The sequence below is a fragment of the Paracoccus sp. KR1-242 genome (genome assembly GCF_049446195.1).
In the GTDB taxonomy this organism is placed as follows: domain Bacteria; phylum Pseudomonadota; class Alphaproteobacteria; order Rhodobacterales; family Rhodobacteraceae; genus Paracoccus; species Paracoccus broussonetiae.
In genome coordinates, this window is sequence record NZ_JBMSED010000015.1 from 13,666 (window position 1) to 34,166 (window position 20,501).

At 62.5% G+C, this 20,501-nt stretch carries 23 protein-coding genes; 7 read left to right on the plus strand and 16 right to left on the minus strand.

Going from position 1 to position 20,501, the window contains the following annotated elements:
- Nucleotides 1–302: 302 nt before the first annotated feature.
- From ACO2Q4_RS20350 to ACO2Q4_RS20390, 9 genes are all read right to left on the minus strand, one after another.
- Nucleotides 303–1,100, minus strand: coding sequence for a glycosyltransferase (locus tag ACO2Q4_RS20350; RefSeq protein WP_423321551.1), 798 nt, complete (start codon nt 1,098–1,100; stop codon nt 303–305).
- Between the two features lie 220 nt (nt 1,101–1,320).
- Complete coding sequence (locus tag ACO2Q4_RS20355) at nt 1,321–2,097, minus strand: hypothetical protein (RefSeq protein ID WP_423321553.1); 777 nt, start codon at nt 2,095–2,097, stop codon at nt 1,321–1,323.
- A 63-nt stretch (nt 2,098–2,160) separates the two neighbouring features.
- Nucleotides 2,161–2,715, minus strand: a complete 555-nt coding sequence (locus ACO2Q4_RS20360) for a tyrosine-protein phosphatase (protein ID WP_423321555.1) — start codon at nt 2,713–2,715, stop codon at nt 2,161–2,163.
- Nucleotides 2,716–2,821: 106 nt separating this feature from the next.
- On the minus strand, nt 2,822–3,664 hold the full coding sequence (locus tag ACO2Q4_RS20365) for a phosphatase PAP2 family protein (RefSeq protein ID WP_423321557.1): 843 nt from the start codon (nt 3,662–3,664) through the stop codon (nt 2,822–2,824).
- Nucleotides 3,657–5,153, minus strand: coding sequence for an ArnT family glycosyltransferase (locus ACO2Q4_RS20370; protein ID WP_423321559.1), 1,497 nt, complete (start codon nt 5,151–5,153; stop codon nt 3,657–3,659). Before ACO2Q4_RS20370 ends, ACO2Q4_RS20365 begins: the two co-directional genes overlap by 8 nt.
- Nucleotides 5,154–5,194: 41 nt before the next feature.
- Complete coding sequence (locus ACO2Q4_RS20375; RefSeq protein WP_423321561.1) at nt 5,195–6,025, minus strand: glycosyltransferase family 2 protein; 831 nt, start codon at nt 6,023–6,025, stop codon at nt 5,195–5,197.
- Complete coding sequence (locus tag ACO2Q4_RS20380) at nt 6,016–7,611, minus strand: ArnT family glycosyltransferase (protein ID WP_423321563.1); 1,596 nt, start codon at nt 7,609–7,611, stop codon at nt 6,016–6,018. The genes ACO2Q4_RS20375 and ACO2Q4_RS20380 overlap by 10 nt, the downstream gene beginning before the upstream one ends.
- The gene (locus ACO2Q4_RS20385; RefSeq protein ID WP_311760463.1) at nt 7,608–7,883 is read right to left on the minus strand and encodes a lipid-A-disaccharide synthase N-terminal domain-containing protein; all 276 of its coding nucleotides are present in this window, start codon (nt 7,881–7,883) and stop codon (nt 7,608–7,610) included. The genes ACO2Q4_RS20380 and ACO2Q4_RS20385 overlap by 4 nt, the downstream gene beginning before the upstream one ends.
- Before the next feature lie 147 nt (nt 7,884–8,030).
- Entirely contained in the window at nt 8,031–9,230 is a 1,200-nt protein-coding gene (locus ACO2Q4_RS20390; RefSeq protein WP_423321565.1) for an NnrS family protein, read from the minus strand.
- 283 nt (nt 9,231–9,513) lie between these two features.
- Between ACO2Q4_RS20390 and ACO2Q4_RS20395 the strand changes: the two genes are divergently transcribed.
- Together ACO2Q4_RS20395 and ACO2Q4_RS20400 are read left to right on the plus strand one after the other, a co-directional pair.
- The gene (locus tag ACO2Q4_RS20395; protein ID WP_311760461.1) at nt 9,514–9,939 is read left to right on the plus strand and encodes a DUF883 family protein; all 426 of its coding nucleotides are present in this window, start codon (nt 9,514–9,516) and stop codon (nt 9,937–9,939) included.
- Nucleotides 9,940–9,945: 6 nt separating this feature from the next.
- A complete protein-coding gene (locus ACO2Q4_RS20400) occupies nt 9,946–10,596 on the plus strand; it encodes a phage holin family protein (RefSeq protein ID WP_423321568.1) in 651 nt (216 codons plus the stop codon).
- Nucleotides 10,597–10,681: 85 nt separating this feature from the next.
- Here ACO2Q4_RS20400 and grxD read toward each other — a convergent pair whose 3' ends face one another.
- From grxD to ACO2Q4_RS20420, 4 genes are all read right to left on the minus strand, one after another.
- Nucleotides 10,682–11,044: a Grx4 family monothiol glutaredoxin gene (gene grxD, locus ACO2Q4_RS20405; RefSeq protein ID WP_311760459.1), complete on the minus strand. Its 363-nt coding sequence runs from the start codon at nt 11,042–11,044 to the stop codon at nt 10,682–10,684.
- 59 nt (nt 11,045–11,103) lie between these two features.
- Nucleotides 11,104–11,346, minus strand: coding sequence for a BolA/IbaG family iron-sulfur metabolism protein (locus tag ACO2Q4_RS20410; RefSeq protein WP_311760458.1), 243 nt, complete (start codon nt 11,344–11,346; stop codon nt 11,104–11,106).
- 89 nt (nt 11,347–11,435) lie between these two features.
- Entirely contained in the window at nt 11,436–12,557 is a 1,122-nt protein-coding gene (locus ACO2Q4_RS20415) for a glycosyltransferase (protein WP_423321570.1), read from the minus strand.
- A 132-nt stretch (nt 12,558–12,689) separates the two neighbouring features.
- Complete coding sequence (locus ACO2Q4_RS20420) at nt 12,690–13,001, minus strand: DUF1127 domain-containing protein (protein WP_423321572.1); 312 nt, start codon at nt 12,999–13,001, stop codon at nt 12,690–12,692.
- Nucleotides 13,002–13,391: 390 nt separating this feature from the next.
- Here ACO2Q4_RS20420 and ACO2Q4_RS20425 point away from each other — a divergent pair, with 390 nt between their 5' ends.
- The 5 genes from ACO2Q4_RS20425 to ACO2Q4_RS20445 all read left to right on the plus strand — a co-directional run bounded on the left by ACO2Q4_RS20425 (nt 13,392) and on the right by ACO2Q4_RS20445 (nt 17,795).
- Nucleotides 13,392–13,943 carry a thioredoxin family protein gene (locus tag ACO2Q4_RS20425; RefSeq protein ID WP_311760455.1) on the plus strand — a complete coding sequence of 184 codons (552 nt, stop codon included), beginning with the start codon at nt 13,392–13,394 and terminating at the stop codon, nt 13,941–13,943.
- Nucleotides 13,943–14,626: a phosphoglycolate phosphatase gene (gene gph / locus ACO2Q4_RS20430; protein ID WP_311760454.1), complete on the plus strand. Its 684-nt coding sequence runs from the start codon at nt 13,943–13,945 to the stop codon at nt 14,624–14,626. The genes ACO2Q4_RS20425 and gph overlap by 1 nt, the downstream gene beginning before the upstream one ends.
- An 89-nt stretch (nt 14,627–14,715) precedes the next feature.
- Nucleotides 14,716–15,144: a TIGR01244 family sulfur transferase gene (locus ACO2Q4_RS20435; protein ID WP_311760453.1), complete on the plus strand. Its 429-nt coding sequence runs from the start codon at nt 14,716–14,718 to the stop codon at nt 15,142–15,144.
- A gap of 83 nt (nt 15,145–15,227) precedes the next feature.
- A complete protein-coding gene (typA, locus tag ACO2Q4_RS20440; RefSeq protein WP_311760452.1) occupies nt 15,228–17,048 on the plus strand; it encodes a translational GTPase TypA in 1,821 nt (606 codons plus the stop codon).
- Between the two features lie 123 nt (nt 17,049–17,171).
- Nucleotides 17,172–17,795, plus strand: a complete 624-nt coding sequence (locus tag ACO2Q4_RS20445; RefSeq protein WP_311760451.1) for a TetR/AcrR family transcriptional regulator — start codon at nt 17,172–17,174, stop codon at nt 17,793–17,795.
- A gap of 15 nt (nt 17,796–17,810) precedes the next feature.
- On the opposite strand, the gene ACO2Q4_RS20450 is transcribed toward ACO2Q4_RS20445, so the two are convergent.
- The 3 genes from ACO2Q4_RS20450 to ACO2Q4_RS20460 all read right to left on the minus strand — a co-directional run bounded on the left by ACO2Q4_RS20450 (nt 17,811) and on the right by ACO2Q4_RS20460 (nt 20,394).
- Nucleotides 17,811–18,134, minus strand: coding sequence for a 2Fe-2S iron-sulfur cluster-binding protein (locus tag ACO2Q4_RS20450; RefSeq protein WP_311760450.1), 324 nt, complete (start codon nt 18,132–18,134; stop codon nt 17,811–17,813).
- A 66-nt stretch (nt 18,135–18,200) separates the two neighbouring features.
- Entirely contained in the window at nt 18,201–19,094 is an 894-nt protein-coding gene (locus ACO2Q4_RS20455; RefSeq protein ID WP_423321576.1) for a DMT family transporter, read from the minus strand.
- A gap of 70 nt (nt 19,095–19,164) precedes the next feature.
- Nucleotides 19,165–20,394 (minus strand): beta-ketoacyl-[acyl-carrier-protein] synthase family protein, encoded by a 1,230-nt coding sequence (locus ACO2Q4_RS20460; protein WP_423321697.1) that lies wholly within the window; start codon nt 20,392–20,394, stop codon nt 19,165–19,167.
- Nucleotides 20,395–20,501: the final 107 nt, after the last annotated feature.

The window sequence follows — 20,501 nt, forward strand, 5'->3', positions numbered from 1 at the left end:
GGGCCGACCCTTTTTCGTCAGGGTGCCCCAAGATGACGCAACCGGGTATGAACGCTCTACAAATCACTGATATTGTGGATCTGGGGGTCTCCCGTTCGAACCGGGAAGGCGGTACCATTAAATCAATGACTTGGATGACCGCGCCTCAACCAGCCCCGTGCTGATTGCTTGGCCGCCGATCCGCAGATGTGATCCGACTTTCTGCCAGATACTGCAAACAAAAGTGCACGGCATCTCTGGACTGAGCGGGCAGGGGCGGTGCCCTGGATGGGTCTGTCCCACTACTGCCTGTCGCTTCCGGTTTACGCGTGGCCAAGCAGCCGCAATCCTTCGCCATCAAGGAAGGGGTAATTCTGGTCCAGATACTCTCGCATCTTTTGGACTGTCATCCTGGACCGCGGCGGCGGTCGCTCGACTGTGCTGTCATTCGTGTCGTGTTTCAGGATCAGCGAGTGGCAGGAAGGGACGCTAACGGCCGGAAAGCGCTTTCGCAGACCGAAATGTCCGAAGGCGAAGATCGTCCGGCGATGGTGCAGTACGGCGGTGCCCGCGCTCATGAAGGGAAGATCCTTGGCGAACCCGGTTCCGTCCGCCGTATTTACAAAAGCAACCCGGTGGAAGCTGGCGGAAAACTGCATTCTTGAACGGGCCAAGGGCGTGCAATAAGTCCGCATCTTTCCGACATAGTTCGCGGATAGCGCATCGTCGTCATCCAGCCGGAACTGCAGAGTCTGGCGATAGGACAGCCCCAGACCCGACATCACCTGCATCTGCGCGGCCCCGGCGCCGGTCACCGGAAAGAACCGCAGTGAGACCTGCGGCACACCGGCGCAAATCCTGCTGAGGCGGTCACGGTAGATTTCCGGCATCAACTCTGACGCAAGCACCAGGAAATGGAAGTCCTGATCGCTCTGCGCCTTCATTGAAGCAAGGGTGATATGTTCGAATGTCGCCAGCCGCTGCTCGACCCGCGCCGGCGCGAAAAGCGATGCGACCTGCTTTGCGGCAATGGCTTCATGTTGGTCTTTCGAAGCGCCGCGATAGACCCGCCAATCCCCCGGCCCGACAAGCGAAAATCGACATATTCCTGCGATATGCATAACAACCCACTGATAATCCACCCTCGCGCAAAGATGACAAGTTCTGGCGATCACGGCAACGTGAATTTGGAAATACCTTCAGGCAGAGTGTGCTTTGACGCAGTCAATCGTTGCACGAGGTATCCGACGCGTCATCATCATTTGATGGGCATGGTTAACGGTGATCACCCCGCCATTCAGCGCGGCCAAACACGGATTGGCAAAACAGGAGAAAATAACCCTATCCCTCCCATGCCGTTCGCAGCCAGTCGATCCGGCCGATACGGCGATACCATTTATGCCCGCCGCCGGAAAAGACCTCGGACATCTTGGGGTTGCCCGCGAAAAGGACGATCCCGGCATCCTCGGGCAGGGAGGGATCCCTGAAAAAGCTGCGGAAGTTGCGCGGAACGCAGTCATTCTTGAAACTGACACACCAGCCCTTGGGCCAGTAGTTCAGATCTCCGTGCTTCGCCAGTTGGGCCGACTGGAACTGTTGGCTGATCTCGTAACCTGACGTCGCGGCGACGGGATCCGACAGGTAGGCATCCAGGATATAGTCGTGCGCGCCGATCTCATATCGAAAGACTGACGAATTGCCGACGCTGTGCAGGAAGCGGTCACGGGCGGGATTGATCTTGCGCAACGGCTTGGGGCGGAAAAGATCATCGTCGCGGATGATGAGGAACCTTCCCGGCTGATCGAAAAACCTTGCAAGATCGCCGACAATCACAAGGTCAAGGTCCAGAAACAGCGCCGTGCCCCGCAGGCCGAACAGATCCTTGCGAAACAGCGCCAGCTTCTGCCAGCGGCTGTCCTTGTGCCCCTTGGGCAAACCAAGCGGGGGCAGCGGAAAAGCCTCGACTCCTGGAGCAAGGCCTTTGGCATCATCGGTGAAGCAGATGAAGCGATAGCGCCTGTTCAGGTGATTTCTGACGCCCATCGCCAGCCGATTGACATCATCGGCGCTGTAAAGCGTGCCCCATTTCATGCAGAGGACAAGCAGGGTTTCCGACATGACGTTACCTCGATTGTTTAGGGGAGATTTCATGGGTCTCTGCGCAACGGCGCGGGGCAAGGATCAGGATTCATATCCGAACCTGCCTTCCATCGCTTCCCAGCTTTCGTTCATGGGCCAGGCGTTGGTGTGGGGGATCGAGATATGGCCATAGCGGATGGAAATCTGCGCCTCTGCCAGCCCCTCTCCCTTGCCGAGCTGGGCCAGATACAGTGCCGCCGCAAGGCCTGTCCGATCGGCGCCCGATTTGCAGTGGATCAGCACCGGCTTTGGCGCGTCTCGCAAAAGTGCGATCAGGGTTTCGGCATCCTCATCAGACAACCGGCGGCCAGCGGACATGCCAAAATCGAAATGCGCGATGCCAAGCTTTTGCGAGGCCGCAATCTCGGCGTCATACCAGGGCGTTCCCTGATGTGCGCCGCGCAGGTTGATGACGCTGCGAATGCCCGCCTGGCCCGCCCAGCGTTCAAGATTTTGGGCCGAAGGCTGGGCCGAACGATAGGCCTGTCCCGGCAGGATGGCGTGGAAATTGCCATTCACCTTAAGGCTGACGAGATAGCCGAGCGTCAAGATGACAGTCAGCACGGCGATGGAAAGCAGATGGCGAAAACGCAGCATGAGATGGAACCCGTTCTTTTTCGGGTCTGCTGAACTGCGAAACTGAAAGCTGGCTGAACGCGACGGTCCCAAAGCGCCCTTGCGTGCCCGGTCCGCAGCGTAACGGTCAGTGTTGTTCCACCGTGGCGCTTTCGGACAGGATTTGCGGAGAGCTTTCCTCTGGCAGGATGGGTGCCCGCGAAGGCGCGCGTGCAGCCCGTCCCGTCGCAATGGCAATGAGTGTCCGACAATCGTCGATCAGCGCGCCGGGTGTCAGCCGCATCCGGGCCTGTGCCAGATCGAACACCCGATAGGCCGCCAGCACCACAAGGGCCGAGATCGCCACGGATGACAGTGCGTCCGACATGAAATGCCGACCCAATCCCACCCGCAGAAGGACGCTGAGGCAGATCAGAAGCACACCCGACACGGCCGCGACAGGCTTGCCCCGCCGCCTCAAATGCGGCCATGCCAGCACCAGTATCGCAAAGACGAACGTCGAAACCATCGCCACCTCGCCCGAGGAAAACGAGCAGTTCCGCGCGCATTGATCGCTGATCTGCAGCATCGGCGTGAACAGTTTTTCACCGCCGAATTCGGTGATCTGAACAGGGCGCGCGCGCCCCACCCAGGACTTCAGAAGCCCGTTGACGATCAGGCCCGGGCCCATTAGGAACACGCCCGCCAGAAAACGCCAGTTGTCTGCCCCGGATCTTGCCGTCAGGCGAAGGCCTCGGCCAATCAGAACGATCACGCAGATGGCGATGAAGAAGGCGTTTAGCCCGACCCTCAGGACATCGTTCACCGCAATCGCAAGGGAACTTCCCGCCAGCGCGAACCGTCCCTGCCCATTGGTGAACAGGCCAGAGATCGCAAGATCAAGACCGGGAAACGCCGCGAAGATGCAGGCCACGGCCAGGGCAGAGGTCAGTGCGATGACATGCAGTCGGGAGAACAGCGGATCATTCATGCGAGGCATCCATCAGGCAGGCGGCAGAAGCCATGGCCAGCGTGAACTTTCGGCCTTCGGCAAAGCCGGGTCCGGCGGTCCAGCTTTCACTGGTCGTGGCACAGGCGGGCGGCTCTCCTCGCAGCAGGACCGCGACAAGTCCGGGCTCCTTTGGGTTGAAGGGAAAGGCCAGGTCCCAATGGTGACGCGGGCCACCTGTATGGGGTGCAGCCTCGATCCGCAGGCGCGTTCCCCTGGCCTGCCAGCGCAGATCCGCCAGAAGGCCGCGGTCATGCGCCGTGATCACTGCCGTGTCATGCTGATGGGCATAATCGATCGCGCGCGCGCTGATTTCGGCATGGCCCATGTAGCGAGACAGCAGCAGGCTGCCACCGGGACCGCGCCAGCCCGTGCCGAAGATGGCCAGAAGCGGCAGCAGCAGGGCGACCAAAAGGCCGAAACCGATCGAAATGGCCGCAAGCCGGGGGCGGTCCGCCAGCCAGACCGCCGCCACGATATTCCCCGCGACGGTAAAGCTGACTGCCCAATTGGCCAGCGCGTGTGAACCCAGCGCCTGAAGCGTCACGATGCCCAGGATCACCACGGCCACCGCCAGCGGTCCCTGCACCTCTTGCGGCGGGTTGCGCAGGGACAGAAGGAAGGCCGCGAAAGCCACCGGACCCATGACCGCAAATTGTTCGGCCCAGAAGCGCAGCGTGCCGGAAATGTGCAGGCCGAACCCCTGCGACGATCCGGACTCAGCCAGATGGTGAAAGGTGACAAAGCCGTGGGTCGCGATCCACCACAGGTTCGGCGCAACCAAGGCCAGTGTCACCGCCGCCGCAAGGATCAGGTCACGCCGGGCGATGCGCCAGTCGGCCGAGATCCAGCCGGCAAGCCCCATGCCCAGAACGGCAAAGGCCATCGCCTGTTTCGCCAGCAGCCCAAGGCCGACCGCAAGGCCAAGCAGGATCGCCCCCGACACGCCGGGCGCACGCGCAAGACGATGCTGCACCAGCAGCGCCAGTGCGAGTGCCAGCATCTGCGGTGTGTCGGTCGAAATCAGCATCGAACCCAGCGTTACCGCCGGCATGGTTGCATAACCGACCCCCGCCAGTGCCGCCGCCCGTGGACTGGCAACGCGCGCAGTCAGGGCCAGCACGGTGCAGGCCGCCAGACCGTGGATCAGAGGTGCCGCAAGCCGCACTGCAAAGGTGCTGTTCCCGAAGAGCCCGGTCATGGCCCCGATCAGCCAGCCGATCAGCGGAGGCTTGGAATAGGCGCCGAACGAAAAGGATTGCCCCCACAGCCAGTATTGCGCCTCGTCGACCCAAAGCTCGGTCCGGTTGAAATACAGCGCGACGATCCGCCAAAACGTGATCAGTGCGATCCCTGCCAGTGCCATGCCGGTCCAGTCACGATCCGTGGCAAGGAAGCGGCCCAGGCCACGAAGGGTTGGGCGCGATCCCGCGACGGCAACCGACCCGCTTTCGTGATCGAGCCTTCGCATTCAGGCGCACCCCCTTGCGATTGCTCTGGCGGGATGGTGCTTCATGATGCAGCGCGCTCGGTAGCATCGAGAAGGTCAAGGGGCTGGGCCGTGTGCCGCGCCATCATGCTTTCCGGCGCGGATGCAAGCAGCGGCGCCCCATCAAGCCGCTCGGGCGCCGAAGGCACGCCGGTCCGGCGTATCAGCCACGCGGCACCGACTAGGTCCACGATTCCGACCATGCCGCGCCGCCAGTTCGAATATTTCGAGACACCGGCCACTCTCGGTCGGTGTGTCACCGGCGCGACCAGCACAAGCCAGCCCTCGCGCTGCATCATGGCCGGGGTGAAGCGGTGGATATGGTCGAAGAACGGCAGCGCCAGCCAGGCATCGCGGCGGAAAAGTTTCAGCCCGCACCCAGAATCCGACACGTTGTCGCCAAGGCACAGATTGCGGATACGGTTCGCGACCTGCGAGGCCAGCTTGCGATTGCCCGCATCCTGCCGGTCGCGGCGCTGGCCCTGGACCAGCCCGACCGCGTCGTCATTGCCCTCGGCCAGCCGACGGATCAGCTGAAGGATCTGGTCGGGCGGATTCTGCCCGTCCCCATCCATCGTGGCGATCCAAGTGCCGGTCGCTGCACGCACGCCAGACCTCACCGCCGAGGATTGCCCCCAGCAGCGGCGGTGACGGATCAGGTGAAACCTGGGCTCTGCACCGAACTCGCGAAGCAGGTTTTGCGCGGTGGCGTCGGTCGATCCGTCATCGACCACCAGGACCTCCCCGCAAAGCGGCCCCAGGGTGGCGAAGGTTTCGGCAACCAGCGCGTTAATTGCCCCACCCTCATTGTGGCAGGGGATCACGATCGAGATGCTGTCGATGTTTACCGGCATTTTGCGCCGCCTTTCGAATTGATCTGGTCAGAGGACCGGGGCAGCCATGTGCCCCAGGTCTCGCCCCGGAAATCGACGGTGTCCGAAGGCAGTCCCGGCCCGTTGCCCACCGGGCCGATCAGGATCCTGCCCGGACAGGCTTGCAGCCAGGCCGTACCGTCGGCGGCGGAGTCGAGCAGGGTGAGGGGTTCACGCAGCCGGCCGGCAAAACCGAACTGCCCGTGATACCGTCCATCGACCAGGCCGATGCCATCCTGGTCATGCAGAGCGATGCGGCGGGCCATCGGCGTCGCGTCATAGGCTTCGCCCATCCGGCCCAGGAAAAGGCAGGACAGCGACACGACAACCAGCGGGGCGGCGACACAGACGGGAAGCCCGCCGCGCGCCAGCATCAAGGCCACGACAATCATGGTGCCGGTGACCAGCAGCGCCATCGGCAACGGGTCGGCGGCAATGGCCAATGTGTGCGGTCCGACGCCGGCAACCACGGCAAGCAGCAGCACCGCCGCCGCCGCGGGAACCATGGCCGCCAGCGGAGCCCCGCGCCGGGCACTGGCCAAGGCGGGCGCGAAAGCCAACGCAAAGGCAGGCAAGACCGGCAGCAGGTAATGCGCCTGCTTGCCGCTGATGAGGCTGAAGATGATCAGCGTCGCGCCGATCCAGACGGGCAGGGGTTGGGGAAAGCGTGCCTCGCGCCAGACTGTCGGGGACCAGGCCCAGGGCCACAGAAGCAATGGAAGGGTCGCCAACAGATACCAGACCGGGCGCTGATGGGCGAAGGACTGAACGACACGCCCCGCCGACTGCGTCCAAAGGATCGCCTCGCGGTATTCGCCGCCGCTGCGGGCGAGGGTGGGAACAAGCCACAGGCTGACGATCCCAACCCCGGTCAGCAGGGCAATCGCCACGCCCTTTGCCAGATTGCGCGCAGGTATCCGCTTCCACATCAAGGTCGTCAGCGTGACGGGCATCAGGTGCAAAAGGATGACCGGCCCCTTCGCCAGACCGCCAAAGGCCAGCGCCACGCCAAGAAGCAGCCAGGGCCGCGCCTCATCGCCCCGACCGTCGGAAATCGACGACAGGGCCAGCACGCCAAGAACCGTGGCAAGCGCCAGCATGGAATCGAACATGGTCAGCCCGGCATAAAGGCTGAACCCCAGCGAGCTTGACAAGATCAGCGCGGCGCGGCCGCCGAGTTCGGGTTGGGCCGGGTAAAGCCGCGCGCCCAACTGCGCCGTGGCCAGAATGGTCAGCAGCCCGAATACCGGGGCGACCAGCCGCGCCGCGATCTCGGACGGACCGGTGACCAGCCAGACCAGATTGATCAGCCAGAACAGCAGTGGAGGCTTGTCGCTGTAGGCGTGGCCGTTCAGGTGTGGAACCAGCCAGTCATGGCCGGTCCGCATCTCCCACGCGACGGTCAGGTATCGGGTCTCGTCAATGGGAAGCGCGGGACGCAGCAGGATGCCCAGCACCGCCGTCGCGGCGAACATCGCAAGGGCCAGGTGAAGCTGTGAGTCGCGGAAAATGTCGCCGGGCGCGGCAAGCCGCGAGGGCTGGGTGGACCGGGTTCCCGTCATTGTCATGCAGGGACGTCCTGACGCGCGCTGCGGATCATCCACAGATTGCGCGCATAGACCACAAGCCCCGCGGCCTGGCCCAGCGTGAAGACAAGATCATGCCGTGCCAGCGCATAGGTGAACAGCATGACGCCGCCCGCCAGGCTGAACCACCAGAATGCGATCGGGATCGTGCTGCGCCCATAGCGCTCGCTGACGATCCACTGCACCAGGAACCGTGCGGTGAACATGGCTTGTCCGACAAGCCCGAACACCAGCAAGAACGGCATCGTTTCCATCTGCGCCTCCAACTCCCGACCTTCGGATTCGGCGGGTTTGGATGACTCAGAGCGCCCCGAATCTGAAACGAAGCTGAACGAGAGGATTGCTTTGGCGCGTTTTTTAGGGGGTTGTGCCGTAACGTGGAGGCTATCCCACCGCGGGCATCAGGTCGTTTTCGGCTGGGTACGCCGCGTCATCAGCATCGGGCCATATTCCAGGACGAACAGGCCAAAGGCCAATATCCACAGGCCGCCTGCGGCCTCCATCAGCCAAACCCCTCCGGACAGGTCGGCCAGCGGCCGCGCCAGCGCCGCCGCAAAAAGGCAGAGATAGGCGATCAGGGTCAGGGGCGAAGCCGTCAACGTCCGGCCGGTATGTCCGCGCGTCGCCCGCGTCATTACCGCCAGCATCGTCGCCCCGATCACGCCCACCGTCAGCACATGCAGGGCCGAGACAGGCTGTACCAGTCCCGCGCCAGACGCCGCGATGGTCAGGAAGCCCAGCGGCACGAAGGCATAGGATAGGTGCAGGACCAGCAATATCCCCTCGGCCCGCGTGGCAAGGCCACGCCAGCGCACAAGACGCGCGCCGTTCAGGCCACCAGCCACCACCGCCATCAGGGCTGTCAACAGGGCTTCCGGTGCGATGGTCCAGAAGATCAGCGCCAGCGTGGAAAAGCCAATGACGCCGACATCAAAGCGGTTGAAGGGCACTGGCAACGTCTGCGCATTCTGCCGGCTCAGCCAGTTCCGGGTGAAGCTGGGAATGATCCGACCGCCGATGATCATGACCAGCGCGACATAGCCCGCAATCGCCGCGCGCAGCCAGATGCCCGGATCGCCGCCCAGCAGCACCGTTGCATGAAAGCCCAGATTGCCGACCATGATCGCAGCGACACCGATCAGCACCTTCAGGTTGTTCCATTTCCGACCCGCGACAATCTCGCGCGCTGCAGTGGCCAGCAGGACCGGCAGGAACAACGCGTCAATCAAAGCGGCCGGCCAGACGCCGATCCATTCGGCCCCCGTCATGGCGATGCGCCCCAGCACCCAAAGCGAGAACAGCCCGATCAATGCACGCCCCGACACCGGCAAGGTTCCGGTCCAGTTCGGGATCGCAGTCAGCAGAAAGCCCGCCAGCACGGCGGAAGCAAAACCGAAGACCATTTCATGGGCATGCCAAAGCGCGGCCCCGAAATCACCGCCAAGGGGCAGGCCATGGACCAGCGCCGCGATCCACAGGGCAATGGTCAGCACGGCCCAGATTGCTCCACCCAGGAAAAAGGGTCGAAAACCATAGGACCAAAGCGCGGGCCCTTCGGGATTCATGCCTCGGGGAATGCGGGGGCGTTTGGCGTCGGGCATGGGACAGGCTCCTTCCACGGATCACTTTCCCGACCCATAGGCCGGAAATTCGTCCTGTTCCTTGCGCTGGCGCAAATCAGGGCACGAAAATGCAGATGGCCGATCCTCGTCCCATGGAGGTTGACAGGGACAGTTTCAATCTCGGCCTGGAAGTCATTGGTCCCGATGATGTCCTGTGCCCGATGACAGATCAAGCGGTCGTGCGCCGCTGCCATTGTTGGAACGATTGGCCGGTCGCCGCGTTGAGACCCCGACAGCAATTGGACCATGAAAGGACAGTCTCATGACCAATCAGGACTCGACCGGTGACCTGAAGGCCGAAGCGCGTCGTGCCGCGCAAGATGCCGCTCGCGAAGCGCGCCGCGCCGGAGAAGAGGCCGCCGAGGCTTTGGACACCGCCAAGCAGCGCGGCGCCGAACTTTACGAGAATGTGCGCGATAAAGGTGCCGAGTTCGTCGATACCGCCCGCAAGCGCGGTGCCGAATATGTCGACCAGGCCCGCAACCGCGGCCAGGAATATGCCGGGCAGGCCCGTGACGAGGCGCGTCGGCTTTATCGCGAAGGCGAGCGTCGCGCCGGAGAGGTCGCGGGCTATGCCGAGGACTATTATGACGATCTGTCAGGGATGGTTCGGCGGAACCCCGGCCAGGCCCTTGGCATCGCGGCGGGCGTCGGCTTCCTGCTTGGCCTGATCATCGCGCGCCGCTGATCCCGGATGTTCGCCTATACCAGGAATATGCAACTGGCCCTGTCGGACAAGGTTCGTCGGACAGGGCTGGTGGCGGGGGCAGGGGTTCTTCTGATCCTTGGCGGGGGATTCCTGCTTGCCGCCTTGTGGACCTATCTGGCCCACCACCTGGGCTGGGGATCCATGGCCGCATCCATCGCGATCGGCGGCGTCCTGTTCGCGGTGGGTATTCTGGTCCTGCTGATCGCGCGGGTCGAACGCCATCCGGTGCCAACCACCGACGAGTTGAAAAGCGAGGTCGAGCAGCAGCTTAACCTGCTGGCAAATACCGCGCTTGAAAGGGCTTCGACTGCTGCGGATGAAGCGCTGGACCGCGCTTCGGCCAAGGCGACGGCGGTGTTGGATCTTGCCGAACAAAAGGTTCACTCGGTCACTGACGACCTGGGATACCGGGCGAACCGCGCCGCCGATCAGGCCGAAGCAAGGCTTTACGGCGCGGCCCGCCGCGCGGGCGAAACCACGGCCCGCAGGATGGGTTTCGGCGCGATGAACGGGTCCTCGGATCGTCCCGGATCAAGGGCTGGAACCGTTGCTCCGCTGTTGGGGGCGCTGGCGGTGGGCGTGACCTTGGCCGGCAGGTTTCAGGATTGGCGACATCGCGACGAGGATCCTGATTAAGCCCATTCCGACTACCTGCCGATCACCAAGAAAGCAAAAGCCCCGCAAACCGCGGGGCTTTTTTCGATTGCCTGGATGCAAAGGATCAGGCGTTCGCTTCGCGGATCTTGTTGGCGGCATCCTTGTCATAGGAAACACCCGCCTTGTCGAACAGCTGGTCCAGCTCGCCTGAAAGGGTCATCTCGGTCACAATGTCGCAACCACCGACGAATTCGCCCTTGACGTAAAGCTGCGGAATGGTCGGCCAGTCGGAGAAGTCCTTGATCCCCTGCCGGATATCCGCGTCCTTCAGCACGTCGACATCACGATAGTCGACATTCATATAGTTCAGGACGCCTGCAACGCGGCTGGAAAACCCGCATTGCGGCATTTCCTTGGAGCCTTTCATGAACAGCACGACATCCGTGCCATCAATGGTTTCCTGAATTTTCTGACGTGCATCCGTCATCTGGCACTTCCTTCCGTATCATGGGCGCCGGGCCACGCGGCCAAGGGCGCTGACAAACCTTATTCGGGGGCCTTGGTCGTCAGGGCCAGGGCGTGAAGCTCTCCTTGCGGGCCGTCCATCCGACCCTGAAGCGCGGCGTAGACGGCGCGCTGCTGCTGGACCCGGTTCAGCCCACGGAAGCTTTCGTCGATCACCTCGGCCGAATAATGGTTTCCGTCGCCGGCCAGATCCGTGATCGTGATCCTGGCCTGGGGGAAGGCTGCACGGATCAGCGCTTCGATGTCCTGGGCTTCCATTGCCATAGCAGGTCCTTTCGGTAGTTGATGAAGATGTAGGTGAAGCGTCGGCGCGCCGCAAGATCGGCCAGAGCACGGCAATGCGGATCGTGGGATCAGCGGGCAGGGGGCCGGGCAAGCTCTTGCAGCAGCCTGCTCCAGCCATCGACCATGGTGGAAATATCATAGTCTTGCGCGCGTTCCCCAGAAATGCGGACCAGTTCCTTGCGTCTTTCGGGATCAGCCAGAAGCGCGCCGATCCCGGCCGCCAGTTCCGCTGCGTTCTCGTGTGCGACCAGGATGCCAAAGCGGCCGCCGTCCAGCACCTCGCGCGGACCCGAGGGACAATCGGCCGAGACGACCGGCAGGCCGCAAGCCAGCGCCTCGGCCAGGACAAGGCCAAAGCCTTCGTAGCGCGAGGACAGCGCGAAGACCGTGGCATGGCGCATGTAGCGATAGGGATTGCTTTGGAAGCCCAGGAAATGAACGCTGTCGGCAACGCCAAGCTCGCGCGCCTGATCCTCCAGCGCGCCGCGCAAGGGACCTTCGCCCAGGATCACCAGCCGGTGCCAATGGCCGCCCTCGCGCAGCTGCGCATGGGCCGCGATCAGCAGATCATGGGCCTTGGGGTGATCCAGCCGACCGACAGTGACAACGACCGGATCGGTGAACAGCGCCTGATCTTCGGGTGGCAGGGGTTCTTCGGCCAGCCGCCGAACCTGCGCGACCGGAATGCCATTGGAAATAGTTCGAAGGGGAATTTTGGGAAACATGCCCGCAAAGGAACGCGCCGCCCCATCCGAGCAGGCGACGACGGCACTGGCATGGCGATATAGCCTAAGCGCCAGCCGCTGCCGCCAACTGACACGTTGCGAGAACCGGGCCCAGTCCGTGTGCAGCCACAGCGCCACCGGTTTGCCCAGCAATCGCCCGGCGACCAGCGCCAGCGCCGAAGCACGACCTTCGTTCGCACCGACCACGACATCCGCATCACGGGCCTGATCAAGGCTGCCAAGGAAATTTCCCGGCAGTTGGTTGCGGCGATAGGGCTTGTCGTTCTGAAATGTCACCTGCATTTCGGGCGAAATCATGCCCAGCAGGCTGCCCTGGCGTTCATGGACATAAAGCCGCGCATCGAAATGCTGCGGGTCCAAGCCGCGCGCCAGTTGCAGGGCAACACGCTCGGCACCTCCGCCATGAAGGTTTGGGACGCAAATGACGACCTTGACCTTATCCATGACCGATGAAACCTGGCGACTGAAAGGTGACGATACGCGCCGACGCTAATGCCAGTTGGTGAAATGCGAAAGTTCGACTTTCGGGCAGGGGCCGGAATAATTCCGCCCGACCTGCCAGATGCCTGCGGGCGATCAGCCCGCGAGGTATTTTTCTGCCGCCTGACGGCCGGAAACAGTCGCAATCTGCGAAATGTCGAAGCGGCTCAGGCCCATGTCGGCCAGTTCGCGGTCGGTCGACATGTTCAGCTGGTCAAACACTTGGCGCTGTTCGCGGCGCGCAACGAAGAACGCCTTGACGCGACGGGTAAGGGAGTGGCCGGATTTCGAAGAAACGTGGTTGCGGCCAAGACCGGAAAGAGCTGCGCTATGCATCGTGTTCATCCTTATGTTTGCGCTACCAACATAGATGCCGCATCGCAGCATGTGGAGGCGGATAAAGGTCATTGCAGCTATGCGTCAGGCTGATGGCTTCGGGAATTCCTCCTTAATTGCAAGATATTCCGCGTTGATCCCACAGGATGCGCTTGCAGCGAAAATTCACCAGGCGATCACGAAGGCGCTCATTTTGCGACTTGATAAGGTGTCGAGGTTACTCAGGTGTCGGAAACGGGATGGAAGCAGGATTGATTTTCCCAATCAGGGAGCAGCGCGAGGGGGCAACGTGAATGCTGAATAATTGGTATTATGTTATATTTATAGTGCTGCAACGATCTGAAATCGTGTAAAAATCGCCCTCCGCTTTCATACTTTGGCCGAAAATGTGTATCGAACCTGTCGGCATCGGCTGGCTTTGCATGTTACGGAAGAATTCGGGAAGCCAGCAAAGGTTGTCACATGGCGGTCAGCACACCTGTCTGCGATTTTGGCCTTCGGGCGCCGGACTTCGCTTTGTCGGACCCGGATGGAAAGGTATTCAGCCTGCAGGATGTCGCTGGACCGCGCGGGACGCTCGTGATGTTCATCTGCAACCACTGTCCCTATGTGCAAGCAATCATCGACCGCATCCAGCGCGACGCAGCCGGCTTGCGGGAACTGGGCATCGGGGTCGTCGCGATTTCCGCCAATGACGTCGAGACTTATCCACAGGACGGTCCCGAGCAGATGAAAGAACTGGCGCGAAAGCACGGCTTCACCTTTCCCTATCTCTACGACGAAAGCCAACAGGTTGCCCGCGCCTATGACGCGCAATGCACGCCGGACTTCTTTGGCTACAACGCCGCGCTGGAACTGCAGTATCGCGGGCGGCTGGACAGTTCGGGCCGGAATGCTGGTGATCCGCTGGCCCGGCGCGAGCTTTACGAGGCGATGGCCCAGATCGCTGAAACCGGGCACGGCCCGCAAGAGCAGATCGCCTCGATGGGCTGCTCGATCAAATGGAGAAGCTGATGAATACCTGCCTTGCGCCCTGTCCGGTCGTCTTCGATCTTGACGGCACCCTGATCGACAGCGCCCCCGATATCCACGCCGCCGTGAACGCCGTGTTGCGTGCCCAGCACACGGCGCCGTTGACCTTGGATCAGGTGCGCAGCTTCATCGGCGGCGGCGTTGATCTGCTGTGGCGACGCGTTATCGCCGCTACGGATCTGCCGGTCGAGGCCCATCGCGATCTGGTCGCGTCGTTCATGGTCCGCTATCACGAGGCGACGGCGCTGACCCGGCTTTATCCGAATGTCGCGGAAAGCCTTGGGGTTTTGGCCGATCGGGGTTACCCGCTGGGTCTTTGCACGAACAAGCCGACCGGTCCTACCATGGCAATTCTGGACCATTTCGGACTGACGCGACTATTCGGCGCGATCGTCTGCGGCGATTCCCTGCCTCAGAAGAAGCCCGATCCCGCACCGCTTTGGGCAGCCTTCCGCGGCCTTGGGGCCAGTCCCGACCGCCCCCGCGGCGTCTATGTCGGGGATAGCGAGTTCGACGCCGAATGCGCTGCGAATGCAGGGGTGCCGTTCCTTCTGTTTACGCTGGGATATCGCAAGTCCGGGATCGAGGACATGCAGCACACTGGTCGTTTCGACGATTTCGCGCAACTGCCGTTGCTGGTCGAGGAGAACGTCCCGGTTACCTGATCCCGGATGTGGGAGGCGCTTGACAGACGGGCCAAAGGTGGCGATCCGTCTTCCATCCGATTGCCAAGGCCGAACCTAAGGAGCCCATCATGGACCTGCGCCAACTTACCCCCGAACTTTCGGTCTCGCCCCAGATCCGCCCCGAGGAACTTGCAGCACTGGCGGCCGAGGGTTTTCGCGTCCTGATCAACAACCGGCCCGATGCCGAGGTCGGTCCCGACGAAGACAGCCTGGCGATGAAGGCCGCGGCCGAGGCTGCCGGGATGGAATATCGCGAGATCCCCTTTGTTCCCGGCCAGGTGACCCCCGACATGGTCGATGCCCAGGCCGAGGCACTGGCCCTGCCCGGCCGCAAGATCGCCTATTGCCGCTCTGGTAACCGCTCGACCGTACTTTGGGCACTGACCCGCGCCGGTCATCAACCCACGGCAGAGCTGCTCGAAACTGCGGCACAGGCAGGCTATGACCTGTCGGGCGTGCGCCCCCTGATCGACTCGATCGCCGCGTCGGGGCGCTGATACGCCCCCGGATCCAGATTGAGACTGGTGTTTCGGCCCCCCTTGCGCTAGGGGGGCCGCAACTCATTCAAAGGCCAGCACTCATGGACATCCGCAATATTGCGATCATCGCCCACGTTGACCACGGCAAGACAACCCTTGTCGACCAGCTGCTGAAGCAGTCTGGGTCGTTCCGCGAAAATCAGGCCGTCGCCGAACGCGCGATGGACAGCAACGATATCGAACGCGAGCGCGGCATCACGATCCTTGCCAAGGCGACCTCGGTCGAATGGAAAGGCACCCGCATCAACATCGTCGACACCCCCGGCCACGCCGATTTCGGTGGCGAGGTCGAGCGGATCCTGTCCATGGTCGATGGCGTCTGCCTGCTAGTGGATGCGGCCGAAGGCCCGATGCCCCAGACCAAGTTCGTGACCTCGAAGGCGCTGGCCCTGGGTCTGAAGCCGATCGTCGTGCTGAACAAGGTCGACAAGCCCGCCGCCGAGCCTGACCAGGCGCTTGACCAGGTTTTCGATCTGTTCGCGAACCTTGGCGCGACTGACGAACAGCTTGATTTCCCGCATCTTTACGCCTCGGGTATTGGCGGCTGGGCCGATGAGACGCTGGAGGGCGACCGCAAGGACATGTCGGCGCTGTTCGATCTGGTCCTGCGCCATGTCGAGGCGCCGAAACAGGTCGCCCGTCAGGATGAACCCTTCCAGATGCTGGCCACCACACTGGGTTCGGACCCGTTCATCGGCCGCATCCTGACCGGCCGTGTCGAGGCTGGCCGCGCCAAGGCCGGCGACACCATCAAGGCGCTGTCGCGCGACGGCGAGCGGATCGAACAGTTCCGCATCAGCAAGGTGCTGGCGTTCCGCGGCCTGACGCAGACGCCGATCGACGAGGCCGTCGCAGGCGACATCGTCAGCATCGCCGGCATGTCGAAAGCCACTGTGGCCGACACGCTGGCTGCGCTTGAAGTCGAGGCCGCCCTGCCCGCACAGCCGATCGACCCGCCGACCATCAGCGTCACTTTCGGCATCAACGACAGCCCTCTGGCTGGCCGTGATGGCAACAAGGTTCAGTCGCGCGTCATCCGCGAGCGCCTGATGAAAGAAGCCGAAACCAATGTCGCGATCAAGGTCGAGGACACTCCCGGCGGCGACGCATTCATCGTCTCGGGCCGCGGCGAACTGCAGATGGGCGTGCTGATCGAAAACATGCGCCGCGAAGGGTTCGAACTGTCGATCTCGCGCCCGCGCGTGATCTATCAGGACATCGACGGCGTTCGCCACGAGCCGATCGAAGAAGCCATCATCGACGTGGATGACGAATATACCGGCGCGGTCATCGACAAGCTGACCGGCACCCGCAAGGGCGACCTGGTCGAGATGAAACCCGCCGGCCACGGCAAAACCCGGATCGTCGCTCACGTCCCCTCGCGCGGGCTGATCGGCTATCAGGGCGAGTTCATGACCGACACGCGCGGTAACGGCGTTCTGAACCGCATCTTCCACTCCTGGGCCCCCTACAAAGGCCCGATCCAGGGTCGGCGCCAGGGTGTGCTGATCTCGATGGAGGACGGCGTTTCGGTGGCCTATGCGCTGTGGAACCTGGAAGAACGCGGCAAGATGTTCATTGGCGCGCAGGAGCAGCTGTATCAGGGCATGGTCATCGGCGAGCATTCGCGGGACAATGACCTTGAGGTGAACCCGCTCAAGGGCAAGAAGCTGACCAACGTCCGCGCCTCGGGTACGGACGAGGCGGTTCGCCTGACCCCGCCGGTCCGGATGTCGCTGGAAGAGGCCATCGCCTATATCGACGATGACGAGCTGGTCGAAGTGACGCCCAAGAACATCCGCCTGCGCAAGCGCTACCTTGATCCGCACGAGCGCAAGCGCCAGTCGCGCGCCGAAGCCTGACGACCAAACGTCCTAGGCATCAGAAAAACACAGTTCCGTCAGAACGGAACTGTGTTAGCATTAATGTTGCGTTTTCAGGGGTATCCGATGCCATCCCGGGGCAACATTTACCAAAAGTTGATATTGGCAGCACAGCACAAACTGGGCGTGCAGGGCACCCTGCCCGACTCGCTTGCAGAACTGGCCGAGATGGCGGAGATCGACGAAGCTGAGGTTCTTAACATCTTCAACTCGATCGACGATCTGCGCGAAGGGCTGATCTATCAAGGTGTGGTGCTGCTGAATGACGAGTTGCGGCACGGTGTCCTTGATTCCGGGATCGAGAAACCGGATGCGCAGCTTCGCTCGCTTGGGCACAGCTATACGGAATGGGCCATCGGAAACCCGGCGCTTTTCGGGCTGATAGTCGAAGGTCTGAACCGCCCGATGGCGCCCGACAGCACACTGCATCGTTATACGACATCTATGCGGGATCTTTTCCACCGCAAGCTTGTCGAAATGCGCGATTTGGGACTTTTGCGCCCGGACAGCGACATCGACGCAATCCTGATTCTGCTGCACTGCCTGATCAAAGGTGCGAACACCGTCTTCGTATCGCGTGCCTCGGACCCCTGGATCAAGGACGATCCCCGGCCGACGCAGCGGATCGCAACGGACATGTTTAACCACTTCCTTGACATGGTCATGGCGGCAAACGCGCCCCCTGCAAACAAGGTCAGAAGTCCTGCTGACCTTGTCCGCAGCTAAGCTATTTTACGCGGATCAGATCTGCCGTTCGGGCAGGTTGACGACCAGGCCGTCCAATTCCTCGGTCACCTTGATCTGGCAGGTCAGGCGCGAGCGGACGGGATCCGGTTCAAAGGCGAAATCCAGCATATCCTCTTCCATCGGGTCCTTGGCCGGAAGGCGGTCGACCCATTCCTGAGCGACATAGACGTGGCAGGTCGAACAGGCACATGCGCCGCCGCAATCCGCATCAATGCCGGGAACGCCATTGTCGCGCGCACCCTCCATCACCGTCATGCCGGGTTTCACGTCGATCTCGTGGGGGGTGCCGTTATGCTCGATATAGGTAATCTTGGCCATGGGTGCCTTCCTTCGCTTGCCCCCTGCAGATAGGCGATTGTGGTCAGGGAGAAAAGCCCTGCCGCCCTAGGCGGGCGCGCGCCTGCGCTCGGCCCGGACGGCATGAAGGTTCGAAAGCAGGATGATGGCCGCACCCATGAAAACCCAAAGATCGATCATCTCTGCATAGAGCAGGTAGCCCACGATCGCTGCCAGGGGCACGCGGAGGAAGTCGACAGGCATGACGATCGAGGCATCCAGTCGCCTCAGCGCCTGTGCCATGCAGAAATGCGCGCTGAGCGCCCCTGCCCCGGCGACCACCATCCAGGGCAGGTCCGTCCAGGCCACGGGCCGCCAGTCTGTCAGCGCCGCGGCAAATCCCAGCGGCAATTGGATCAGGATCATCCAGGCGACGATGACTCCGGGCGAATTCGTTCGCGTCAGCCGTTTGACCAAAACGAGAGACAGTCCGTAGCCCATCGCCGCCAACAGGACCAAGCCCGCAGCAGGATCGACAATGCCGAACCCCGGCCGGACGATTACCAGGACACCGATGAAGCCGCCAATGTTCGCGAGCAGCCTCGCCCGTGTCAGCTTCTCACCCAGCAAAGCCCAGGCGAAGAAGGCCACCCAGATCGGCATGGTGAATTCCAGCGCGAAGACCGAGGCCAAGGGCAGCAGGACGACACCGATCGTCCAGAAATACTGCGCCGTGAAATGGACCACATTCCGCGTCAGATGCAGACGCATCTGGCGCATCTGGCTGAGTTCGAGCCAAAGCCGCGGCAGGAACAGCGCAATGACGAAAAGCCCGACCAGCGCGCGGAAGAACAGGACCTGCCGGATCGACAACGTCGCCGCCAGCTCTCGCGAGCCGACGGACATGCCGATGAACGAACTCATGCTGAGACCCATCCAGCCCAGTCCCAGCCAGAATTCCCGCCGCAGCGCCGAGTCCCGCAGGACGGATTGGTCAGACATCACGCACCCTTGCCCAAAATCGGGCAGATCCTAGACGAAGCGGTCCGGGGTGCAACCCATCAGGAGGGCTTCACGCCTTGCGCAGCGCGATCACCGCATTCAGGCCACCAAAGGCGAAGGCGTTAGACAGGACCGCGCCGACCTTCGCCTCACGCGCTTCATTCGGCACCACGTCCAGCGCGCATTCCGGGTCCGGCTCTTCATAGCCGATCGTGGGTGCGATGATGCCGTCCCGCAGCGCCATGATGCAGGCCAGAAGCTCGACCGCGCCGGTGCCCCCGATCAGATGCCCGTGCATGGATTTGGTCGACGAGATCATCAGCCTGTCGGCATGGTGCCCGAAAGCATGGGCGACGGCGGCGCATTCGGTCTTGTCATTCGCGGCCGTGCCGGTGCCGTGGGCGTTGATATAGCCGAATTCCTCGGGTCGCATATGCGCGTCAAGCATCGCGCCGGTTATGGTACGCTCTGCCCCGATGGCCGAGGGCATGACGATGTCTTGCGCATCCGCCGACATCGAGAAGCCAACGACCTCGGCAAGGATATCGGCACCGCGGGCCACCGCATGTTCCCAATCCTCAAAGACAAAGACACCCGCGCCCTCGCCTTGCACCATCCCATTGCGGGTCGCCGAGAACGGGCGGCAGGCGTCCTTGGACATGACGCGCAGCCCTTCCCAGGCCTTGACGCCGCCAAAGCACAGCATTGCCTCGGAGCCACCGGTCAGCATGACGGTGGCCGCACCCGAGCGCACCATGTTGAAAGCCATGCCCATGGCGTGGTTCGAACTGGCGCACGCCGTGGCGACCGTGAAGCTGGGCCCCATCAGCCCGTACTCCATACTGAGATGCGAGGCCGCGGCATTGTTCATCAGCTTCGGAACGACAAAGGGATGAACGCGGTTCTTCCCTTCCTCATAAACCGTGCGGTAATTCTCGTCCCAGGTGTTCATGCCACCCGCGGCAGTGCCAAGCACGACGCCGGCGCGCAGCCCAAGCTCTCCGTCGAAAACCAGGCCGGACTGGCCCACAGCCTCGCGCGCGGCAAGCAGGGTGAATTGCGTGAACTTGTCGTAAAGGACGATCTGCTGCCGGTTGAAGTAAGTCTCCGGCTCCCAGTCGCGGACCTGCCCACCGATCCTGACGGCAAGGCGATCGACGTCACGGAAATCAAGCGGCCCGATGCCGCAGCGCCCCTCGCGCATCGCCTCGAAGGTCGAGGGTACGTCCCGCCCCAGCGCGTTCACCGTGCCCATGCCGGTGATCGCGACGCGACGAAGCCCGTTGGCGTGGCGCCCCATGATGACGCGACCCAGCATGGCGCGGGCGCGGGTGGTGGCGGACTTCACCTTTCCCTTGACCTTCACCGTCTTGCCATCTGATTTCGCGGGCTTTTCGCCCTTGCTTT